This window comes from Candidatus Niyogibacteria bacterium (assembly GCA_016432485.1).
GTDB lineage: Bacteria > Patescibacteriota > Minisyncoccia > HO2-45-28 > HO2-45-28 > HO2-45-28.
This window is the reverse complement of sequence record CP066691.1, coordinates 121,999-142,200: the sequence shown is the minus strand read 5'-3', so window position 1 is coordinate 142,200 and position 20,202 is coordinate 121,999. Positions and strand designations below refer to the sequence as shown.

Annotated in this window: 16 protein-coding genes, 1 tRNA gene and 1 rRNA gene; 12 read left to right on the top strand and 6 right to left on the bottom strand. The window is 44.8% G+C overall.

From position 1 onward, the window contains the following. The first annotated feature begins 5 nt into the window (after positions 1–5). Genes HYY55_00710 through rplU form a run of 5 tightly spaced genes read left to right on the top strand, consistent with a single transcriptional unit; the run spans position 6 to position 6,311 of the window. On the top strand, positions 6–1,253 hold the full coding sequence (locus tag HYY55_00710; protein ID QQG46354.1) for a UDP-N-acetylmuramate--L-alanine ligase: 1,248 nt from the start codon (positions 6–8) through the stop codon (positions 1,251–1,253). A gap of 45 nt (positions 1,254–1,298) precedes the next feature. Then, the gene (locus HYY55_00705) at positions 1,299–3,968 is read left to right on the top strand and encodes an HAD-IC family P-type ATPase (protein QQG46353.1); all 2,670 of its coding nucleotides are present in this window, start codon (positions 1,299–1,301) and stop codon (positions 3,966–3,968) included. Then, a complete protein-coding gene (locus HYY55_00700) occupies positions 3,965–4,933 on the top strand; it encodes a sodium:calcium antiporter (protein QQG46352.1) in 969 nt (322 codons plus the stop codon). The genes HYY55_00705 and HYY55_00700 overlap by 4 nt, the downstream gene beginning before the upstream one ends. 5 nt (positions 4,934–4,938) lie before the next feature. Next, a complete protein-coding gene (locus HYY55_00695; GenBank protein ID QQG46351.1) occupies positions 4,939–5,976 on the top strand; it encodes a DNA recombination protein RmuC in 1,038 nt (345 codons plus the stop codon). Between the two features lie 11 nt (positions 5,977–5,987). After that, complete coding sequence (gene rplU / locus HYY55_00690; GenBank protein ID QQG46350.1) at positions 5,988–6,311, top strand: 50S ribosomal protein L21; 324 nt, start codon at positions 5,988–5,990, stop codon at positions 6,309–6,311. An 18-nt stretch (positions 6,312–6,329) separates the two neighbouring features. Here the strand turns inward: rplU and HYY55_00685 are convergent, their stop codons facing one another. Next, entirely contained in the window at positions 6,330–8,189 is a 1,860-nt protein-coding gene (locus HYY55_00685; protein QQG46349.1) for a glycosyltransferase family 39 protein, read from the bottom strand. Positions 8,190–8,199: 10 nt separating this feature from the next. Further along, the gene (locus HYY55_00680) at positions 8,200–9,819 is read right to left on the bottom strand and encodes a hypothetical protein (protein QQG46348.1); all 1,620 of its coding nucleotides are present in this window, start codon (positions 9,817–9,819) and stop codon (positions 8,200–8,202) included. Between the two features lie 65 nt (positions 9,820–9,884). Between HYY55_00680 and HYY55_00675 the strand changes: the two genes are divergently transcribed. The 7 genes from HYY55_00675 to HYY55_00645 all read left to right on the top strand — a co-directional run bounded on the left by HYY55_00675 (position 9,885) and on the right by HYY55_00645 (position 17,997). Then, positions 9,885–10,259: a hypothetical protein gene (locus tag HYY55_00675; protein QQG46347.1), complete on the top strand. Its 375-nt coding sequence runs from the start codon at positions 9,885–9,887 to the stop codon at positions 10,257–10,259. After that, positions 10,256–12,673, top strand: coding sequence for a type IV secretion system DNA-binding domain-containing protein (locus tag HYY55_00670; protein QQG46346.1), 2,418 nt, complete (start codon positions 10,256–10,258; stop codon positions 12,671–12,673). The genes HYY55_00675 and HYY55_00670 overlap by 4 nt, the downstream gene beginning before the upstream one ends. A gap of 1 nt (position 12,674) precedes the next feature. After that, on the top strand, positions 12,675–13,307 hold the full coding sequence (locus tag HYY55_00665) for a GtrA family protein (GenBank protein ID QQG46345.1): 633 nt from the start codon (positions 12,675–12,677) through the stop codon (positions 13,305–13,307). 340 nt (positions 13,308–13,647) lie between these two features. Further along, positions 13,648–15,724: ribosomal RNA gene (locus tag HYY55_00660) — 16S ribosomal RNA — on the top strand. 212 nt (positions 15,725–15,936) lie between these two features. Then, positions 15,937–16,527 carry an LAGLIDADG family homing endonuclease gene (locus HYY55_00655; protein QQG46344.1) on the top strand — a complete coding sequence of 197 codons (591 nt, stop codon included), beginning with the start codon at positions 15,937–15,939 and terminating at the stop codon, positions 16,525–16,527. 490 nt (positions 16,528–17,017) lie between these two features. Continuing rightward, on the top strand, positions 17,018–17,275 hold the full coding sequence (locus tag HYY55_00650; protein QQG46343.1) for an SWIB/MDM2 domain-containing protein: 258 nt from the start codon (positions 17,018–17,020) through the stop codon (positions 17,273–17,275). A 161-nt stretch (positions 17,276–17,436) separates the two neighbouring features. Next, complete coding sequence (locus HYY55_00645) at positions 17,437–17,997, top strand: GNAT family N-acetyltransferase (protein QQG46342.1); 561 nt, start codon at positions 17,437–17,439, stop codon at positions 17,995–17,997. Between the two features lie 37 nt (positions 17,998–18,034). On the opposite strand, the gene HYY55_00640 is transcribed toward HYY55_00645, so the two are convergent. From HYY55_00640 to HYY55_00625, 4 genes are all read right to left on the bottom strand, one after another. Next, positions 18,035–18,832 (bottom strand): enoyl-CoA hydratase/isomerase family protein, encoded by a 798-nt coding sequence (locus HYY55_00640; GenBank protein ID QQG46341.1) that lies wholly within the window; start codon positions 18,830–18,832, stop codon positions 18,035–18,037. A 98-nt stretch (positions 18,833–18,930) separates the two neighbouring features. Beyond that, positions 18,931–19,242 (bottom strand): hypothetical protein, encoded by a 312-nt coding sequence (locus HYY55_00635; protein ID QQG46340.1) that lies wholly within the window; start codon positions 19,240–19,242, stop codon positions 18,931–18,933. After that, positions 19,235–19,459 (bottom strand): hypothetical protein, encoded by a 225-nt coding sequence (locus tag HYY55_00630; GenBank protein ID QQG46339.1) that lies wholly within the window; start codon positions 19,457–19,459, stop codon positions 19,235–19,237. The genes HYY55_00635 and HYY55_00630 overlap by 8 nt, the downstream gene beginning before the upstream one ends. A 529-nt stretch (positions 19,460–19,988) precedes the next feature. Next, a tRNA-Ile gene (locus HYY55_00625) sits at positions 19,989–20,062 on the bottom strand. Between the last annotated feature and the right edge of the window lie 140 nt (positions 20,063–20,202).

The following is a 20,202-nucleotide window of genomic DNA, read 5'->3' as shown; positions in this document are numbered from 1 at the left end:
TTTTTATGACCGATTTTTACAAAAAAAAAATACATATGGTGGGGATGAAGGGTGTCGGCATGACCGCTTTAGCCGAGCTTTTGTTGAGTCATGGAGCCATAATCACCGGCTCGGATGTCAAGGAAAAATTTCATACCGACCTGGTACTTAAACGTTTAAAAATCGCCCCCCGACTCTTTTCAGCAAAAAACATCACGCCAAAAACGGATTTGATAATTTATTCAAGCGCGTATCCGGAAGATCACCTGGAAAGACAAAAAGCTAAAAAGCTCGGCATAAAAGAAATGAGTTACGCCGAGGCCTTGTCTGAAATTTTTAACAAAAAAATCGGCATAATGATCGCGGGGTCTCACGGAAAAACCACAACCACGGCGCTTTTGGGGCATATTATGGCGGCAGCCGGAATGGATCCCACGGTTATAGTGGGAGGAACAGTGATTGCCTGGGATTCAAACGTCCGGATAGGAAAATCCGAATGGATGGTTGTTGAGGGCGACGAATACCAGAAAAAATTTTTGAACTTTAAACCAGCCTATCTTTTGATAACCAATATTGACTATGACCACCCTGACACGTTTTCGGACCGAACTTCATACCGCGCGGCTTTTAAAAAATTGATCCGGCAGACAAGAAAAAAAGTCTTTAACGCCGAAATTTTGAAACCTTTAAACCAAAAAGTTCTTAAAAGGTTTAAGTCCAAATATCTATTGGGAGAGCATAACCAAAAAAATCTGACATTGGTTTTGGCGGCGACTCAAGAATTGAACATAAGCGATGAAAATATTAAAAAGGGGCTGCTTGAATTTCGGGGAGTTCGCCGACGAATGGAAATTTACGCTCAAAGCGGCAATATGGTGATAATGGATGACTACGCCCATCATCCGGCCGAGATCTCAGCGACATTAAAAGCAGTGAGAGCGCGCTGGCCGCGCCATAAAATTACGGCTATTTTTCAGCCGCACACTTTCAGCCGCACCAAAGCTCTTCTCTCCGAATTCGCCGCCGCTTTTAAGGACGCCGACGAGATATTTCTAGTTCCCACTTATTCTTCGGCAAGAGAAAACATAGAAGGGGGAGAGGGTATGGATGAAATGCTCTACGGGGCCGTTAAAAAAAATAATAAAAATTGCTTTAAAGGCCTGCCATCTGAAAAAACGCTTGCCGGCGGCAAAGGCAAACGGCTGATAATAACCATGGGCGCGGGAGACCTTTGGCAATTTGCCCGGAAACTGGCTGGGAAAATAAGAAACTGATTAAATGCGATTATCGAATTGAGTTAAAATTGTTAAAATAAGACAATGCAGGAAAAAATTTGGCATGCGATCAGCCCAAAAGAAACCGCGGCGGCTTTGGAAACCGACACAGAACACGGTTTACAGACGGCCGAAGCAAAGGCGCGTCTTGAAAAATTCGGCCCCAATGATTTTGAAAAACGCCCGTCATTCCGACTCTATAAAATAATATCGGCTCAAATTAAAAGCCCGCTGGTTTTTATACTTATTATCGCGGGTTTTATTTCGTTATTACTTGAAAACAAGGCCGATGCCGCCGTTATTTTTATCGCGGTTGCCATTAATACCGTTGTCGGCGCCATTCAGGAAGGGCGCGCCTCGCTGGCTTTTGACCAGTTAAGACTGGCGACGAAAACCAGCGCTACGGTTATCAGAAGCGGACGCAAACAAAAAATTGATACCGCAATGCTCGTGCCTGGGGATATCATACTGGTCCAATCCGGCGACCGCATTCCGGCAGATTCAAGAATTATTGAATCAAAAGCCCTGGAAGCCAATGAGGCAATTCTGACGGGAGAATGGGCGGCAGTTGCCAAAAATCCGGAGGGCGTGGATGAAAAAACCGTTTTGACCGAAAGAAACTCAATGATTTGGATGGGAACTTCGGTCAGCGAAGGCTGGGGCAAGGCAGTCATAGTTTCAACAGGCGAAAAAACAGAACTCGGGAAAATAGCGAAATTGGTAAAAGAGGTTAAAGAATCGCCCACGCCCTTTCAAAAAGGCATTAAAAAAATAGCAATGTTGATAGGCGCGTTTGCGGCCCTCGTTATTTTAGCCATTTTTATTTTGGGAATTATTCGCGGGCATAATTTCGGAGAAATGTTTTTTATATCCGTGGCCGTCGCGGTTTCAATTATTCCCGAGGGACTGCCGGTCGCGGTAACCGTGGTGCTTGCCGTGGGAATGTACAGAATTATGCGTAGAGGAGGACTTACGCGAAAACTTGCCGCCGCCGAAACTCTTGGTTCGACAAGTATTATTTTGACCGATAAAACCGGAACTCTGACCCAGGCGAAAATGGAGGCGGTGGAAATAGCTACTTGCGATAAAATAGCGACCAAGACTGATATGGATCTTTCCGGGGGCGTTTTTGAAACGCTGAAGGGAGCAATAATGGCTTCGGCGGCGTTCATTGAAAATCCCGATGACCCGCGAAATCAGTGGCGCGTTCAGGGGAGATCAACAGACAAAGCATTGCTTGAGGCCGGAATACAGGCGGGATTAAACCCGGGCGAACTTTTGGAAAGCGAGCCGAGGATTGATTTTATTCCGTTTGAAGCCGAAAGAAAATACAGCGCCTCCTTGCATAAATCAGGAAACGAAACCGCAATTTATATCGCCGGCGCGCCGGAAACACTGATAGAAATGTCCGCGGAAATATTTACCGGCGGCGCGCCCGGACCGTTTACCAAAGAACTTAAAGAAAAATTAACATCCATATATCTTGAATCCGCGGGGCGAGGAGAAAGAGTGCTGGCGGCAGCTTATCGTCGGGATCACTGGTCGGAAATCGCGAGGCAAAAAGACCATATGTTTGAAAAAACAGTGTTTCTCGGACTCATCAGTTTCAGCGACCCCTTAAGGCCGGATGTCCAAAAAACCATAAAAGGCGCGAAAGAGGCCGGTATAAAAATAGTTTTGCTGACCGGAGATCATGCTTCCACCGCGAAATCCATAGCTGAATCGGCCGGGCTGGTTGACGATTGGTCCAAAGTAAAAATTGTTGAAGGCAGACAAATAGAAAATATGTCTGAAAAAGAACTTAGAGAAATCGTGCCGGATGTCGCTATTTTTGCCCGTGTTCTTCCGCATCAAAAATCAGCGATTGTCGGCGCGTGGCAGTCGCTTGACGAAGTGGTGGCTATGACCGGCGACGGCGTAAACGACGCTCCGGCGCTGCATAGAGCCGATATAGGCATAGCGCTGGGGTCGGGAACGGATGTAGCCAAAGAATCCTCGGGAATAGTTTTGACTGACGACAACTTTGGTCTTATTTTCCACGCGATAGAAGAGGGGAGGGTAATTCTGGATAATTTGCGCAAGATAATCACGTATTTATTGGCCGCAAATTTCAGCGAGATAGTTCTTATTTCCGGAGCTTTGGTTTTCGGTCTGCCTCTACCGATACTGCCCGCGCAAATTCTCTGGGCCAATATAGTGCAAGAGGGCTTTATGAATTTTGCCTTCGCGTTTGAACCCAAAGAAAACGACGTTTTAAAAAGAAATCCGCGGACGAATTCCTCCCGCCGAATTTTAAACAAAGAAATGCTTTATATAATACTGGGGGTCGGAATTATCACTTCTTTATTTCTCTTAATTTTATTTTTACTCCTTTATAATTACGGACTGCCTTTGGAAGAATTGAGAACCATTATGTTTGTCGGCATTTCGCTTGACGCTCTTTTTTTCGCTTTTTCTTTTAAAAGCCTGCGCAAATCCCTCTGGCATATAAATATTTTCAGCAATCCTTATTTGCTTTTTGCTTTCGCCATAAGTCTTATTTTGCTTGTCGGGGCTTTATATTTCGGACCGATTGCCGGTCTGCTTCAGGTTGTGAAATTAACGCCTTTTGACCTGGGGGTGCTTGTTTTAATCGGTCTTTTCAACCTGACTCTCATAGAAACGGCCAAATACCTCTTTATTCGCCGCCGTCATAAATATAATATGGAATTATGAACCCAATCTGGCTGATAATCATATTCCTCGCATCATTTCTGTTTTTGGTAAAGTCAAGTTCGGCCTTGGTTAAATCTCTGACCGGCATTGCCAGACTTCTGCGTTTTTCGGAGTATATGGTCGCGTTCATTTTGATGAGTTTTGCCACTTCCATATCCGAGCTTTTCGTCGGAATAAGTTCGGCGGTCAGCAACGCGCCGAGTTTGTCGCTCGGAAACATTTTCGGAGCAAACCTTTTGAATATAACCTTGGTAATAGGCATAGCGTCTCTGATACATAAGGGGGTGGAACTTGAAAGCAAGATTTCGCGGGTCAACTTCTGGCTTATTTTTATCATCTCGCTATTTCCTCTATTGCTTGGCGCGGACGGCGTAATTTCAAGGGCCGACGGCGCGATATTGCTCATCTCTTTTTTCATATATATCTGGCATGTCCTGGGCGAAAAAGAATATTTTACCAAAACAGTCAATCACCGGCCTAAAGGAATTGCCGCGGTTACCGGAACCGCGCGCGATATTATAATTTTCTTTGCCGCTGTTACGGTACTCCTCGCAAGTTCGGCCGCTTTAGTCTGGACGGGGACCAAAATAGCCGCGATGGCAACTTTTACGATTTTTTCATTCGGAGCCGTATTCGTAGCTCTAGGCACCACTCTTCCGGAAATGGCTTTCGGCATACGCGCCGCGCTCGCCAAACACGGTTCAATGGCCGTCGGCAATTCGCTGGGGTCAATAGCTTTTAATTCGGCTTTCATCATAGGCGTGGTGAGCGTAATACGCCCGATAACCATAAGCGGGCTTAGCCAGTTCTTTTTCGTGGCCAGCGCCTTTATTGTCGCCTTTTTGCTTTTCAATATTTTCGTCTACAGCCGAACTTTTATTTCCGGGCGCGAAGGCGTATTTTTGATAGCGGTATACGCGATATTCATATTTCTGGAATTTTGGTTTAAAAACGGTTTAAAATAAATCAAATGAGCCAGACGGTCTTAATTGGCGTTATCGCGATTCTTGCGGGGGCAGTGCTCGGAGCGATTGCGGTTTTTATTTTTAAGCGCGCGGGCAAGAACGACGGCGCGGTTTTGGTATTGCAAAATCAGATAAACGAACTTACGCGAGCGTTAAGAGGCGAGATGGGCGATTCAACCAAAGCCATGCGAGATCAATTAAATCAAAGCGCGAAACTCATTCAGGACATAACCAAAGAACTGACCAAGGTGAGCGAGGGGCAAAAACAAGTGATGAGCGTTACCGATCAACTGAGAAACTTGCAGGATATTCTGAAAAACCCCAAACAGCGCGGAGTTCTGGGAGAATACTATCTTGAGACCGTTTTGAAAAATGTCATGCCTCCGGGCACTTTTGAATTGCAATACGAATTTCGGGACGGAAGCAGGGTGGATGCCATAATCAAGACCAAACAGGGCTTGATACCGATTGATTCCAAATTCAGTTTAGAAAACTATAATCGCATTCTGGAGGCCTCCACCGCGGATGAAAGACAGCGCTATGAAAATTCTTTTTACAACGACCTTAAAATAAGAGTGGAGGAAACCTCAAAATATATCCGTCCGGAAGAAGGCACGCTGGAATTCGCTTTTATGTTCATACCGTCTGAAGCCGTCTACTACGATCTTTTAATAAATAAAGTCGGCTCTATAAAAGCGAACACCGTGAATCTCGTGGAATACGCCGCCGGACAGAAAAAAGTGATAATCGTCTCTCCCACTACCTTTCTCGCTTACCTTCAAACAGTGCTTCAGGGATTAAGGGCTTTAAAAATCGAGGAAGCCGCGAAAATGATCGGCGAAAGGGTCAGAAATCTCACCAAGCATCTGATAAGCTATCAAACCTTTCACCAAAAACTCGGCGGCCATCTTTTGACGGCGGTTAATATGTACGATAAATCGTCGGCGGAATTCAAAAAAATTGATAAGGACCTTTTGAAAATAACCGGGGAGTCCTCGGATTTTGAACCCATAGCCATTGACAAACCGGACGCCGAGGAATAAAATTTTATAATATGAAATTCGCGATAGTCAGAATCGCCGGAAAACAATATTTTGTGGAGCCGGGCAAAAAAATAAAAACGGAAAAAATTGAGGCCCCCGAAAAAGGGAACGAAATTAAATTTGGCGATGTGCTCTTATACGGCGACGGTTCAAAAATAGAAGTGGGCCGTCCTAAGGTGGCGGGAGCCGAAGTCAAAGCCGAGTTTTTGGGCGTAAAAAGAGCCAAAAAGGTGATAGTTTTTCGTTACAAATCAAAAACCCGGGCGCGCACCAAAAGAGGCCACCGCCAGCATTTCAGCGAACTCTTAATTAAGGATATAAATTTTGGCAAGTAAAAAACCGTCTTTCGGGGGCTAAAATTTATAGATAAAAATAGATTGTCCCGCGCGGGCCACCGGTTCAACGCCCTGAAGCCAGACATAAGAATCTTCCGGTTTTTTTACAAAACCTTTGACCGGCTGACCGAAGGCGCCCTGTCGAATCGTGGCTGATACGGCAAACCATTCGGGGTCTCCGGTTTTAATATTCGGTTTTCCCAGAGCCGATTGCCAAGGCACGAATTTTTCTTTGAGAGAGTATTCAAGAGACCCTCCGCCGAAATAATCCACGGCTATTTTTTCTATTTTATTTTTTTCTATGAAATCGCCCAGGCGCTTTAAATCCTGTCCCCAATCATAATTTGAATCCGTTATGTACTTATAGCCCTGCTTTGTTCCGCCAGCCAGTCCGTTATAGTAAGAAAGATAATTCGGGAAAGAGTTAAACGCGCTTAAAATCATCCAAAATAAAAGAAAGCTTATCAAAAAATACCGCGGCAGTGATTTCACATAGCGTTCATAAACGGAAAAAATCCATTCGCCGAAACTCCTCGGTTCATTAAAAGAATAGGACCTGGTCCAGCGCATTAATTCGCGGGACACCAGAAGATAAATAAACGGGAACGTCGGCAAAACATGGCGCACGCCTATATTTAAGGTGCTTTGCATTGATTGCAGCCAATAAACGGCAATGAATATAAAGCTTGCTGTCAGAAAAAAATTATCGCGCATCCACTCAAGAGCGATACCAAACGATTTCTCACAACTTTGGCGAAGTGATTTTATGGCAACAAAAACAGAAATGGCCGCAAGAAACAAAAACGCCAGCGGTTCCTTCAATATGTAGGCGATCGGGAAATAATACCACCAGCCGCTTGACGCGACCTCTCCCAAAAAATAAGTGGTGTTTCCGCCAGCCGCGCGCTGAATAACCATCAAAAGCCCCAGGAAATATTCAGCCAGAGCCTTTAAAATCGGTTTTTCCGCCATGAACAAAGTCAGATCAACCGCAGACCTGAAGCCGAAGGAACTTAAAATGAAAGCCGAATCATTGATCTGGCGCTCTTGCGGATAATTCCAAACATGGAATTGATAAACTAAAATGATTATCAAACCCGCGATGGCAAAAATAACGGCGAGCCTTAAAAATAAGCCGAGCCATCCGGCCAAAAGAAGTTTCAGGCGCTTGTAATTGTTTTCGGCGAAACGCAAAATATCAAGCCTGGAAAGAAAAACCCACAGCACACCTATAATAACGAATAGGGGAATTAAAATAACCAGAGAAAACTTTAAAAGAAGCGCTATTCCCAAGGATGCGCCGACAATAATTAAGCGCTTTATGTCCGGCAATTCAAGATAACGCACGAAAGAAACTATGGCTATAAAAAAACCGAAAGACGCGGCCAGGTCGGTGGTCACGTATCTGGAATGAGCTATGAATGTCGGCGAAAAGCTGAAAAAAAGAAGAGTAAGCAGTCCGACTTTATCACCATAAATGCGCCGCGACCAGCTGAAAATCAGCCAGCCAAAGAGCAGCGCCAAAAGCATCATCGGCAGTCTTGACCAAAAAAGAATCCGGTCCGGATTATTTCCCGATTCGTAAAGAAAAATGCGCCCCATATCCCATTGGCCGTTTATGTCTTCGGTCCAAGCCCGGACATCGGTTGGAAAATTAAGATTCAAAAATAACAGCGGAAAGGCGGCCAAATCTTTTATCAAGGGCGGATGTTCCGGATTAAGCCGGTAATCTTTTTGAGTAAGATAAGAATAGCCCGCCGGAATATGGGCCAGCTCGTCCATAACCGCAGAATCATTCAGAGAAGAAAAAAACATCAAAACGAACATAACCACGAGCATCAGAAAAGCGATAATATTTGAAACGCGGCGATTAGTCATCTTATTTTCTTTATTTTATATCCATCCCTTTGTAAAACAAAATGAAGCCGGGCCGCACGCTTAATCTTGGTGCGTCCGCGATCAATCTTATCCTGGAATTTAACTTCGGGTCGTTTTCAAGAGGGATTATCAGACAGCGAACCTTGCAATCAATCAAATCTAAATCCTGGGGCGAAATATAATAAAAGTTCTTTTTCGTTCTTTCGCTTTGAGGCCAGGTATCGGTTAAAAACATAACGGTTTGGGACGGCATTGGGACAGATTTTGAGCCGTAATCGTCGGGCGCGGAGACCGGAACGCCCGCGGCGTTAACCACCACATATTTTTTTATGTCCTCGGGCTGACGGTTGAGCCATCGGCCGATTTCAACATAATTGGCGTTAAAGGCGAAATAGGTTTCTCGTAAGTTCGTCCAGCGCGTAAAATAATCGGAGTAAGTTATGATAATGTTAGAGGCAAAAAAGGCCGCGATTAAAAATATAAGTTTCGGAAAATATTCAAGACGCGAATCGAGCCAGCCGGCAATCCGGGACAAAATTTCCCAAAAACCAATAGCGGCAAAATACATTATCGCCGGCAGCATCATAATTGAACGTAAAGCGTGCGGAACGCCCTCCGAAGAAAAAGCCGCCGGCGCCAAGGAAACCGCTATCCAAAGCCAAAAAAACCCTGCCGAATATTCTCTGCGATATTTTCCGATACTGAAAATAAGTCCGACGGCGAATAATATTCCGACCGGCCACCAAAGAAGCGCGGCTTCCGGCAAATTATGGCGGGGATTTTGGTCGCCCGAAAACCACAGGGCGCCTAAAGTTTTCAATGAATTCAGCGCTAAAGATTTGACCGGAGAAATTTCTGAAAAAATTGAAATCTGGCTTGTTCTGCCCAAAAAATCACCCGGATTTTGCAAATAATACAGACCCAGCGGCAAAAAAGCGATTAGAGCCGCGGCCAAAAACACGGCGATTTTTTTATAACCAAAACGCAGTTTCGCCATTTTTAAAAACGGCGCTATAAGAAGAAGGGGAGCGACGCGATAAGCAATGTAAGAATTGGCGCCGAGCCCAAAAATAAATCCGCCGGCCAGCACCGTCAGGTATTTGTTTTTTTCCGAAAGGTTATCTCTAAAAACAAGCCACAAAAAATATAGTCCCCAGACCAAAAAGAACGGCGCCATTATCGCCCGAAAGCCGATGCGTGAAAAATTAATGTGCCAAAAGCTTACGGCCATAAAAAAGGACGCCGAAAGAGCTATTATTTCGCCCGCCGAAATTCCGACTAATTTTTTACCGTAAGAAACGGAGCGGAAAAGTTCGCGTCCCAGATAAAAAACACCCAAAACCGTCAGCGCCCCGAAAATCGCCGAAACCAGCCGAATTGCCCAGGGTTCATTGCCGAAAAACCAAAGAGAAGCCGCAATTATATTCATAAAAAGCCCCTCACGGCCATTATTTTCAGAATAAAAAGCCGAGAAGTTGCCGATTTTCCCGGCGTACAAAGCATTATTGCCGTTCATTGCTTCGTCCGGATAAAGCCCCGGGGGAGAACTTCCCAACATCCAAAATCTGAAAAAAACGGCGATTAAAAAAATAACCACGGCTATAAAAACGGCTTTCCTGGAATTGTGCATATTTATATCATATCCCAAATCTTGTTATTTTGTTATAATTGGCAATATGGAATATTATAAAATCAATGACTGAAATAGAATCTCCGAATATAATTCAAGAAGAAATAAGAAAATTAGAAGGGGCACTGGCCGAAAAGAAAAAAGAACTGACCGAATCCGGCACGGAGTTTAAAGAAGAAGAAACGGCCAAAGAAGTGATTAAAGAATACACCGCTCAAACTCCGACCACTTCCGCAGACGCCTCAAGCGATGAAACCAAAAAAGCGGCTCAAATTCTTCAAAACGAACCGCACGCCAAACAAATCGGCGAACTTTTAAATATTGCCCAAAAAAACGGAATAATTTACGCGGTTGAAGTGGCCAGACATCTGAAAAATCCGCATCTTCTGGATGATTTTCACGACCGGCTGGCGCTTGAACTCGCCGCAAGAAAAAAATGATTCTTCTCACTTTCCAACAGCTTTTCTTTATATATATCGGCGCGGCTTTGTTTTTAATCCTGGGCGGCGCTTTATTTTTTTTTATAAGAAGGATTAAAAAGCGGCGCGAGATTTTATCTTCTCTTGAATTCGCTCTCTATGAAGTGACTCTGCCTTTTGGCGGCCAACCCCCAAAAGAAAATCTTTCTTTCAAGGACCTGATTTCAACTATGGAGCAATTTTACGCGGGACTGGCCGCTATTTTTGAAGACCGATGGTTCGGCCGTTCCGGTTTTGCTCTGGAGCTGGCCCTGCCTTCAGCCGGAGAAGAAGCCGTTTTTTATGCGGCGGTTCCAAGGAAAAAGGCGCGGCTTTTTGAAAAACATCTGCAGGGTTTATACCCCTACGCCAAAATTGAGGAAAAAAAAGAGGATTATAATATTTTTAATGCCGAGGGCGCGAGCGCCGGAGGTTATTTTTCTTTAGCCGTTTCTCCGCTTTTATCCATACGAACCTATCAGCGGCTTGACGCCGACCCTCTTGAAGTTATTGCCAACGCTTTTGCCAAACTTAAAAAAGAAGGCGAGGGAGCCGCGCTTCAAATAATAGTCAGCCGCGGACCCAAAAATTTTATCAAAAAGCTGAAGGGCGCCATTAAGTCCGTTCGCGAAGGTAAAAAAATCCAAACCGGCGAAGGATTAAACAAAACGAAAGAGACCATCAAATTTTTATTAACGGGCAGGGGAGAAGGGCCCAAAAAAGACGGCCCGGCCGTAGTTGACGAAGAAACCGCCAAACTTCTTGAAGAAAAAGCCGCTTTCCCGGTATTTAGCGTCAACATACGCCTTGTAACTTCGGCTTCAGAACCGGAGGAAGCCGAAAGAATTCTTCAGGAATTGGCCAGCGCCTTTATTCAATTTGCCGAGACAAGGGGAAACAGTTTTGTTTTCAAAAAAATTAAACCAAGGGATTTAAATAATTTTATATATCGTTTCTCTTTTAGGACGCCGGACGCGGCGAAAACTATGGCGCTAAACAGCCGAGAACTGACAAGCGTATATCATTTTCCGTCCGTTATTACGACTGCTCCGAAACTGAAATTTCTCAAAGCTAAAGACGCGCCCGCGCCGCCCGGACTGCCTACGGAAGGAATTCTTTTGGGAGAAAATATTTACCGAGGCGAAAGCGCGCCAATCAGACTGTCTAAAGACGACAGGCGCAGACACCTATATATAATAGGACAGACCGGCACCGGCAAAACGACTTTCCTGCAAAATATGATAAAACAAGATATTGAATCCGGAGAGGGCTTATGCGTTATTGACCCGCATGGCGATATGGCCGAAACAGCGCTTGGTTATATTCCGGAAAATCGCTTAGGAGATGTCGTATATTTTGACCCCGCAAACACATCCAGACCTATGGGCCTTAATTTTTTGGAATATGACCCGGCCTATCCCGAACAAAAAACTTTCATAGTCAACGAGCTTTTGGAGATATTCCGCAAACTTTACGCGGACGTTCCGGAGGCGCTGGGCCCGATGTTTGAAACTTATTTTAGAAATTCAACGCTCTTAGTAATGGAAGACCCGCCTTCCGGCAATACGCTTTTTGAAATAGAACGGGTTATGTCCGATCCGGAATTTCGCAGATTAAAACTCTCCCGTTCCAGAAATCCGGTGATCAACGCTTTCTGGCGCGATGTAGCCGAAAAAGCCGGAGGAGAAGCGGCGCTTGCAAATATGACGCCTTATATCACCTCCAAGTTTGACGCCTTTTTAAGCAATGAATTTATGAGGCCCGTTCTTTTGCAGGAAAAGTCGTCGCTGAAATTCCGAGAAATTATGGACAGCGGAAAAATTTTAATCGTTAATTTATCAAAAGGAAGAATAGGAGAGACAAATTCGTCGCTATTGGGATTGATAATAGTCGGAAAAATTATGATGGCTGCCTTTTCCCGCGTTAATATACCGGAGGAGAAAAGACGGGATTTTTATCTCTATCTTGACGAGTTTCAAAACGTGACAACCCCTTCAATAGCCACCATTCTTTCAGAAGCCAGAAAATACCGCCTAGACCTCACGATGGCGCACCAATTTATAGGACAGCTGACCGAGCCCATACGGCTTTCCGTTTTCGGGAACGTCGGCTCAATCGCTTCTTTCAGAATCGGAGCGGATGACGCGGAATTTATGGAGAAGCAATTTGAACCGGTTTTTGGAGCCAGAGATTTAATGAACATTGAAAACTTCAACTGCTATCTCAAACTTTTGGTGCGCGGACAGACCATTAAACCCTTTAACATAAAAATTATGCCCAGGGAGACGGGCAATGAAACAAGCGCTGTATTACTCAAAAAATTATCCGCCAATAAATACGGCCGTCCCATTGCCGAAATTGAAGCCGAAATTAAAAAACGCTATCCTCAATTTTAAAATGAAAAAAGATTATTTTTTCGCGATTATCGCAGGATTGATTACGGGAGCACTTCTTATTCCCACCGTACGCAATCTGGGAATAAAAATTCCCTACGGGGAATTTTTATTCATTGTTATTTGGCCGGCTATTTTTGTTTTAGGAGTATGGCTGGTTCATTTTTTAAGACGGCGTTTTTTATGGCTTTGGCAGTTGACGAAATTTGCGGAAGTCGGATTTCTAAATACCGCCATTGATTTCGGCGTTTTGAACTTTTTAATTTTTATAACGGGCATCCCGTCCGGCCTTTATTTCTCGCTCTTTAAAACCGTGAGTTTTATCGTTGCCAATATAAATAGCTATGTCTGGAACCGCTTTTGGGTTTTCTTTGCCGAAGGCGGAGAAAGGGCCGCCGGAAAAGAATACGCCCAGTTTCTTTTGGTCAGCGTTATTGGTATTATCGTAAATGTTGGCATTGCTTCTTTGGTGGTAAATTTTATTCCCGCGCAATTGGGACTGACGCCAACTCTATGGGCTAATGTCGGGGCCGCCGCGGGCGTTGGAGCCAGTCTAATTTGGAACTTTTTGGGATACAAATTTATAGTGTTTAAAGTCCCAAACAACCCTGTGAATAGAGGACTTGACAGCGTTTAAAGGATGGATATAATGGAATCATTATCGACTTAATAGAAAATTACTATTAGTTAATAGATTGAAATATGTGGCCCGTAAGTAGATAAACGAAATAAATTGAAAAGTTAAAAAGAAGTCCGCGGCTGTCTTTGGAAAAAGAAGGCAGCCGCGGGTTTCTTTTCATAGAAACCCCCAAGAACCTTGAAAATTTAATACACATTATACGCATCCCATACGAAATTTATAAAAACTAAAGTTTTTTATTTCGTATGGAAAACATGTGAGTTTTATTTTGTCCCGTTCAAAAATTACCCAAAATTTTCGAGTTTCGCAAAATGCGAAACGATGAAAATTTTGGGTTTCATTAGAGAGTTTGATCCTGGCTCAGGATGAACGCTGGCGGCGTGGATAAGGCATGCAAGTCGTACGAGCCAGTGCTTCGCACTGGAAATTCGAAATTCGAATATCGAAATCCGAAACAATATCCAAACTCGAAATTCTAAACTAAAAACATTTGGAATTTGAGTATTGTAATTTTGAGTTTGTTTCGTATTTCGGATTTAGGATTTCGTGCTTCCAACGCGAAGCGTTGGCGAGTGGCAGACGGGGTAGTAATACGTAGATACTTACCCCAGAGACGGGCATAACCCCGCGAAAGCGGGGCTAATTCCCGATAGTTCCCGTGAGGGTAAAGTCGTAAGACGCTCTGGGAAAGGTCTGCGGGCTATCAGCTTGTTGGCAGGGTAAAAGCCTACCAAGGCTATGACGGCTAGGGGGAGTGAGAGCTCGCCCCCCACCAATGGCACTGCGACACGGGCCATACACCTACGGGTGGCAGCAGTCGAGAATATTCGACAATGGGCGAAAGCCTGATCGAGCGACGCCGCGTGCAGGAAGAAATCCTTCGGGACGTAAACTGCTTTTATGGGAGATGAACGCAAGTGACAGTATCCCATGAATAAGGGCTTGCTAACCTCGTGCCAGCAGCCGCGGTAATACGAGGAGCCCAAGCGTTATCCGGATTTACTGGGCGTAAAGGGTGTGTAGGAGGTTTAATGAGTCTTTTGTTAAATATCGCCGCCCAACGGCGAAAATGCAGGGGATACCATTGAACTCGGAGGACGCGAGAGGTAGACGGAACTCTGGGTGTAGGAGTGAAATCCATTGATATCCAGGGGAACACCAAAGGCGAAGGCAGTCTACTGGCGCGTTCCTGACTCTGAAACACGAAAGCGCGGGTATGGAAAAGGATTGGCATGGGTATCCAACTTTATTGATATAATTAAAGTTGGCTGCTAGTCCCTTCCATTGGCGACAATGGAATGCAAACTCGGCTATATCGGTAGAAATCCGTTTTTAAAAAACGGAAAATACCGAGGGAAGTTCTGGAAACTTATACGTGTGTTTATGGCAAATATACGATAATTAAAAAATTGTGGTTTGCAGTTAAAAAATATATATTGCCTAAATACAAGTATAAGTTTCCAGTAACCCCGTAGAGACTATACGCCGAGCCCGCCACAACTTTATAGATGTTGGCGGGATGATATAGTCCGATCTTCGTGGTAACACGGAGAGAGCGGCAGAAATGTTCGCTCCTTAACCGATGATTAATAAGTTCGGTTTAAGTAACAATGATGTAGATACCCTTGTACTCCGCGCCCTAAACGATGGAGGCTAGATATTCGAAGTATCGACCCTTTGAGTGTCGAAGCTAACGCGTTAAGCCTCCCGCCTGGGGAGTACGGCCGCAAGGCTAAAACTCAAAGGAATAGACGGGGACTCGCACAAGCGGTGGAGCATGTGGTTTAATTCGATGGTAAGCGAAGAACCTCACCAGGGCTTGAAATCCAGACGACAATTTGCCGAAAGGCAGGTTTTCTCACAAGGACGGCTGGACAGGCGCTGCATGGCTGTCGTCAGCTCGTGGCTTGAGTTGTTCCCTTCAGTGGGGTAACGAGCGCAACCCCCATTGCCTGTTATATATGTCAGGCGAAACTGCCCCGCCCTCTATGCTTTAACAATGACCGCGTCGGTCGTTGTAAATCTTCAACACAATAAGTTTGTAAAGAGGATTTAAAGTAGAGCTTAGAGGGCGGGGAGGAAGGTGGGGATGACGCCAAGTCAGCATGGCCCTCTGATGCCCTGGGCTACACACGTGCTACAATGGCCGGTTCAAAGGGTCGCCAAGCCGTAAGGCGGAGCTAATCCCATCAAAGCCGGCCCCAATTCGGATCGAGGTCTGCAACCTGACCTCGTGAAGCCGGAATCGCTAGTAATCGCGGATCAGAACGCCGCGGTGAATACGTTCTCGAGTCTTGTACTCGGGTCGCCATGCGATCCGTGTATCTAGCTGGTGACCGAAGCACATAACGTTTTATGCGCTCGGAAGTCCAGCCGTTTCTTTGCGGTAGAAACGAAGCAAAATCACAGCCCGTCTCCGCGAGGAGCCGTGGCGAAGGGTGAAATTAGCAGTATTTAGCTTGAATGCCAGTTTGTGGCGCGTTATGCGGGAGATTCCTCGAGTACAGGAAGAATCCCGCCGCAAAAAATGCATAACGCGTGTAGTGGCATCGAGATAGATACACACAGATATATGGGTTACCGTGGGAGATCTTGCGTTGTCCTCGTGGTATAATAACCTCGAGGTATGAAAACGAGCAATCGTCCAAAAACAACGCAAGAAGTCAGCAAAGTTCGTAGTACCAAACGAAAGTCGTCTGAAAATGACGACCACAAAAACTGCTTATTAAAAGCGCCGTTTGGGAAGGAACGAATTCGTAGGAAAAAACTTGATCCTAACTATGTTGCGGGTTTTATTGACGGTGAGGGATCGTTTTCAGTAAGCATTGGCAGACACAAAACTCTTAAACGCGGCCTTGAAATAAGGCCGGAGTTTGAAATAGAAGTTCGGGCCGATGACAGAGAAATATTGGAACGAATCTTAATCACAATTGGGTGCGGACGAATTTATGATCTTTCATACGAAAGGTATGGATGGTATCCGCATGTAAAATATAAAATTACAAACAACAAGGATTTAACAGAATTTCTTTTTCCGTTTCTTGATAAATGTCCTTTACAGGCAAAAAAGGCGGAGGTCTACAAAAGATTCAAAACAATTGTTTTGAAAGTAAAACAGAAAGAGCATTTAACGGACAAAGGATTTAAGAAAATTATCAAAATACGCGAAGAAATCAGGGCTCGAGGCAAAAAAGCCCGAACCTACGAAAACCGCTAGGGTGCAGGAAAACTGCTTGCCCAGTGGTGCATGGCTAAATATTTGAAAAGATATTAGACCATAATACCGCCCGTCAAGTCAAGGAAGCCGGGAACACCCGAAACCGAGCACCACTTTTGCGAAAAGCGCTTGTAATATAAGCGCCAAGTAGCACTGCATAACTCGTTCTTTTGTAAGAACAATAGTTGTAAAAGTGGTGCTCGGCTAAGGTGAGCTCGGTGACAGGGACTAAGTCGTAACAAGGCACGGCTAGCGGAAGCTGGTCGTGGATTATTTACTTAGCTAACACAGCTTTTAGCTTATAGCTTTTAGCTGTTAGCAAGGTCGTTTCCGCCTCATTGGCGGATAAGGTATCGCCCATAGAGCCTTAAATCGGGGCTCCGCCGTCGCTAAAGCTATGGCGGACAAGGGAACGGGACAAAATAAAGCTCAATATGCTATAATGTAAGTGCGTCGAATTATGTTAATAACTAATCTAATCCAAAAGTCTATGGTAAGAAAAGCAAATCCGGCTTTACTAAAGCCGTTAAATCTTTCCTCGGAACTCGAGGCCGTTGTCGGTAAAGGCCCAATGTCAAGAGGAGAGGTCGTTAAGAAAATCTGGGAGTACATAAAAAAGCACGACCTGCAAAATCCCCAGAATAAAAGAAACATCAAAGCCGACGACAAACTCCGGCCGCTATTTGACGGCAAAGGAGAAGTCAACATGTTTGAGATGACCAAACTCGTCTCAAAACATATGAGTTAGGCCTGCCTTCGCGAATTAAAATTCGCTTCGGCGTGCCAAGTAGGAAAATTTTCTTAATCAAAAATCCCCCGCAGTTGGCGGGGGATTTTTGAATTTGACGTCTAAATATAGATATGCTATATAAATAATGGTTTTGTAAAATTCACGGGAGAGAAAACGACATGGCCAAATTTCTTCCTGGTAAAAGAATCAGGTTAAGACAGATTCAAATAAAAGACGCTTTACCTATTATAACCCTTCTCGGGGACAATCCTGGAATAGCATCCAATTTAGTATTCTTTTCCGACGGCGCGCCGTCATTGGAGCGGGAAGCTGCGTGGATAGAAGCCGTGACAAAAAGACCGTATCGAGAATTCGTGTTTGTCGCTGAAACGCTCGAAAAAGACGTTTTAATCGGGACGGTTGGAATTCATGATATTGATGATATAAACAGAAATGCCCGTGTGGGAATTATGATTATAAACAAAGATTTTACCGGAAAAGGATACGCTCAGGAAATGTTGGAAATTCTGCATAAGTGGGTTTTTGAATATCTGAAATTGAACAAGGTTTATATGAACTTCCGTGTTGATAACGCAAGAATGCGCCATGTCACGGAAAAATTCGGCTATTGTGAAGTAGGCGTTCTTAAAAACGAGTATTTTTGGAAGGGCCAATGGTTGGATTTTGTACGATACGAACTTACGGCAGATCGCTGGAGAGAGTTCAAAAACGCGCCTTAGGCGCGTTTCTTTTTTCTGTCATATCCAATCCACAAGACTATCGAAAAATTTTGACCATATGGTCAAACGCGGTTGACGGAGAAGCCGCGCTGAAATTAGTCTTTCTTTTTTCAAAAAACGCGCTTAGGCCTTCGCGCGCGTCGCTTTCCGAGCAAAGAAAAGCGAATATCGCGGCTTCCATCGCGAAATGATATTCAAGGTCGCATTCAAGCGCTTTATGTCTACGCGCGGCAAATGTCATCAGAAGTTCTGTCCATTTCAACGCGAGAGGCGATGGAGTTTTTGTTTCTGTTTTTATATCGCCGTCAGAAAGCGCGCTGGGAGCCGCGATCTGAGCGCGTGAAAGAAACGATTTATGCGCGCCTTTAATCCTCAAGGGCGCTAACGCCGTACCGCCCCAGCCGGGGATAATTCCAAGAGTTGCTTCGGGCAAGCCAATTTTAGCTTGACTTAAAAAAATTTGTTCATGGCATGCCAGCGCAAGTTCAAGCCCTCCTCCAAGACAATACCCATTAACGGTCGCGATAATTTTTTTGGGAAAACGGGCAATACGCATAGTAAGCATCTGTCCGCGGCGGGAAAACATTCCCGCTTTAATATAACAATCCGCAGACATAATCACTTCGCGTAACTCCTCAAGGTCGGCTCCGGCGCTGAAAAATTTTCCGCCGTGGCCAATGAATATTTGCCGTATTGAATCTTCTTTCTGAGCGTAATCAAGCATTGCGTGAAGTTCTTCAATTACCTCGCGACTTAACGCGTTTACCGGAGGATTTGCCAAATTCACGAATAAATATTCATCCAATCGAGTCAATATAATTTTTTGTAAATCCATGGCCGACCTCCCGTAAGAACACCCATAAATATCATAGGACAACAAATTTAAAAGAAAAAGACCGACATGCGTCGGCCTTAACTTTTTATCTTTCAGATTTATGAAAGATCAACAACTTCAATCCGGCTCAAGTTATCGAGTACGCATATAATAATTCCGCAAGTAAGTCCCTTATTCCCCGTATCGCTGTTGGTATAGAAAGAGTCGTCGCTTAAATCCAATTGGATTTTTATTTTATATATATCCTTTTTGTCTAACTCGCTCTCATCTTCACCCAGTCCAAACTGGCAAGACAGCCACGCTTCAAGTGTCTCTCCAAGTTTTTCTTTTTTGGCGTTAGTTCTTATTACACTTTTTTCCGGACTGTTAACGTCAAAATCGATTTCAAGAACCACATCGGCTTTAGGCATAATAACCCTCCACGACCCTATATTCAGAACTATTAACCAGTCTAGTCGGCAAAGTTCTAAATGTAAAGTCGATAATTTTGGAGTCTTGTGGAGTACTCTGAAAATAATCCGAACCTATTTTGAACGGAACGCCTGACGCTTCGCCCCGCCGCCGCTCGCTGACGCTCGCCAGCCAGCAAAAAAGTTTTCTTCTCAATTTTTGATTTTCGCGCGCCATAAATTTTTTCTTCTAAAAGGTGAAGAAAACTTTTTTGCTGGCTTCTGCTCTTAAAAGAGCAGGCGACGGGGCTTCGCTTCGGCTCGGGCGCGGCGGAAGGGGGGTTCAAGGGGGGAATTCCGCGCCGTCCAAGCGAATGGAAGCCCCGCCGCTCCGCCCAAATACTTGGAGGGCGGAACCGAGCAGAAAATATCCTCTTCCTTGTTTAGGAAAAAATCGGGCGCGCGCAAAAAAAGAATTGCGGAGGATATTTTTCTGCGAGGTTGCCGCCGGAGCGTTAGCGGAGGCGGGCGGCGGGGCGTTCGTCAGTGTCAGAAATTTCTGCTAAAATAGGTTCGAGCTTGGTCGTATAAATACACCATGATAAAACTCAACGGCTTTTTGAGAGCCATTTGGTGGGCGGCGCTTTGCGCCGCCCACAATTCGGTCTCTCAAAACCCTTTGAGTTCTATTCTGGTGGGCATGGGAGGGATCGAACCTCCGGCCTCGTCATTACTTGCCCCGTACCAAAAATTTGCTCTACATTTAGTGCGGCTACTTGGACTCGAACCAAGGACCTCGTCATTATCAGTGACGCGCTCTAACCAACTGAGCTATAGCCGCAAATTTTTTGGTACTGGGGTCAGGACTGCGCTCTCCCTGGGCGACCTAAATTTATATTTAAATTATTGTAATCGCCCGTCAAAAGCTATTTAAACGCTTTTGACCCACTGAGCTATACGCCCTTAATTATTTATTATACA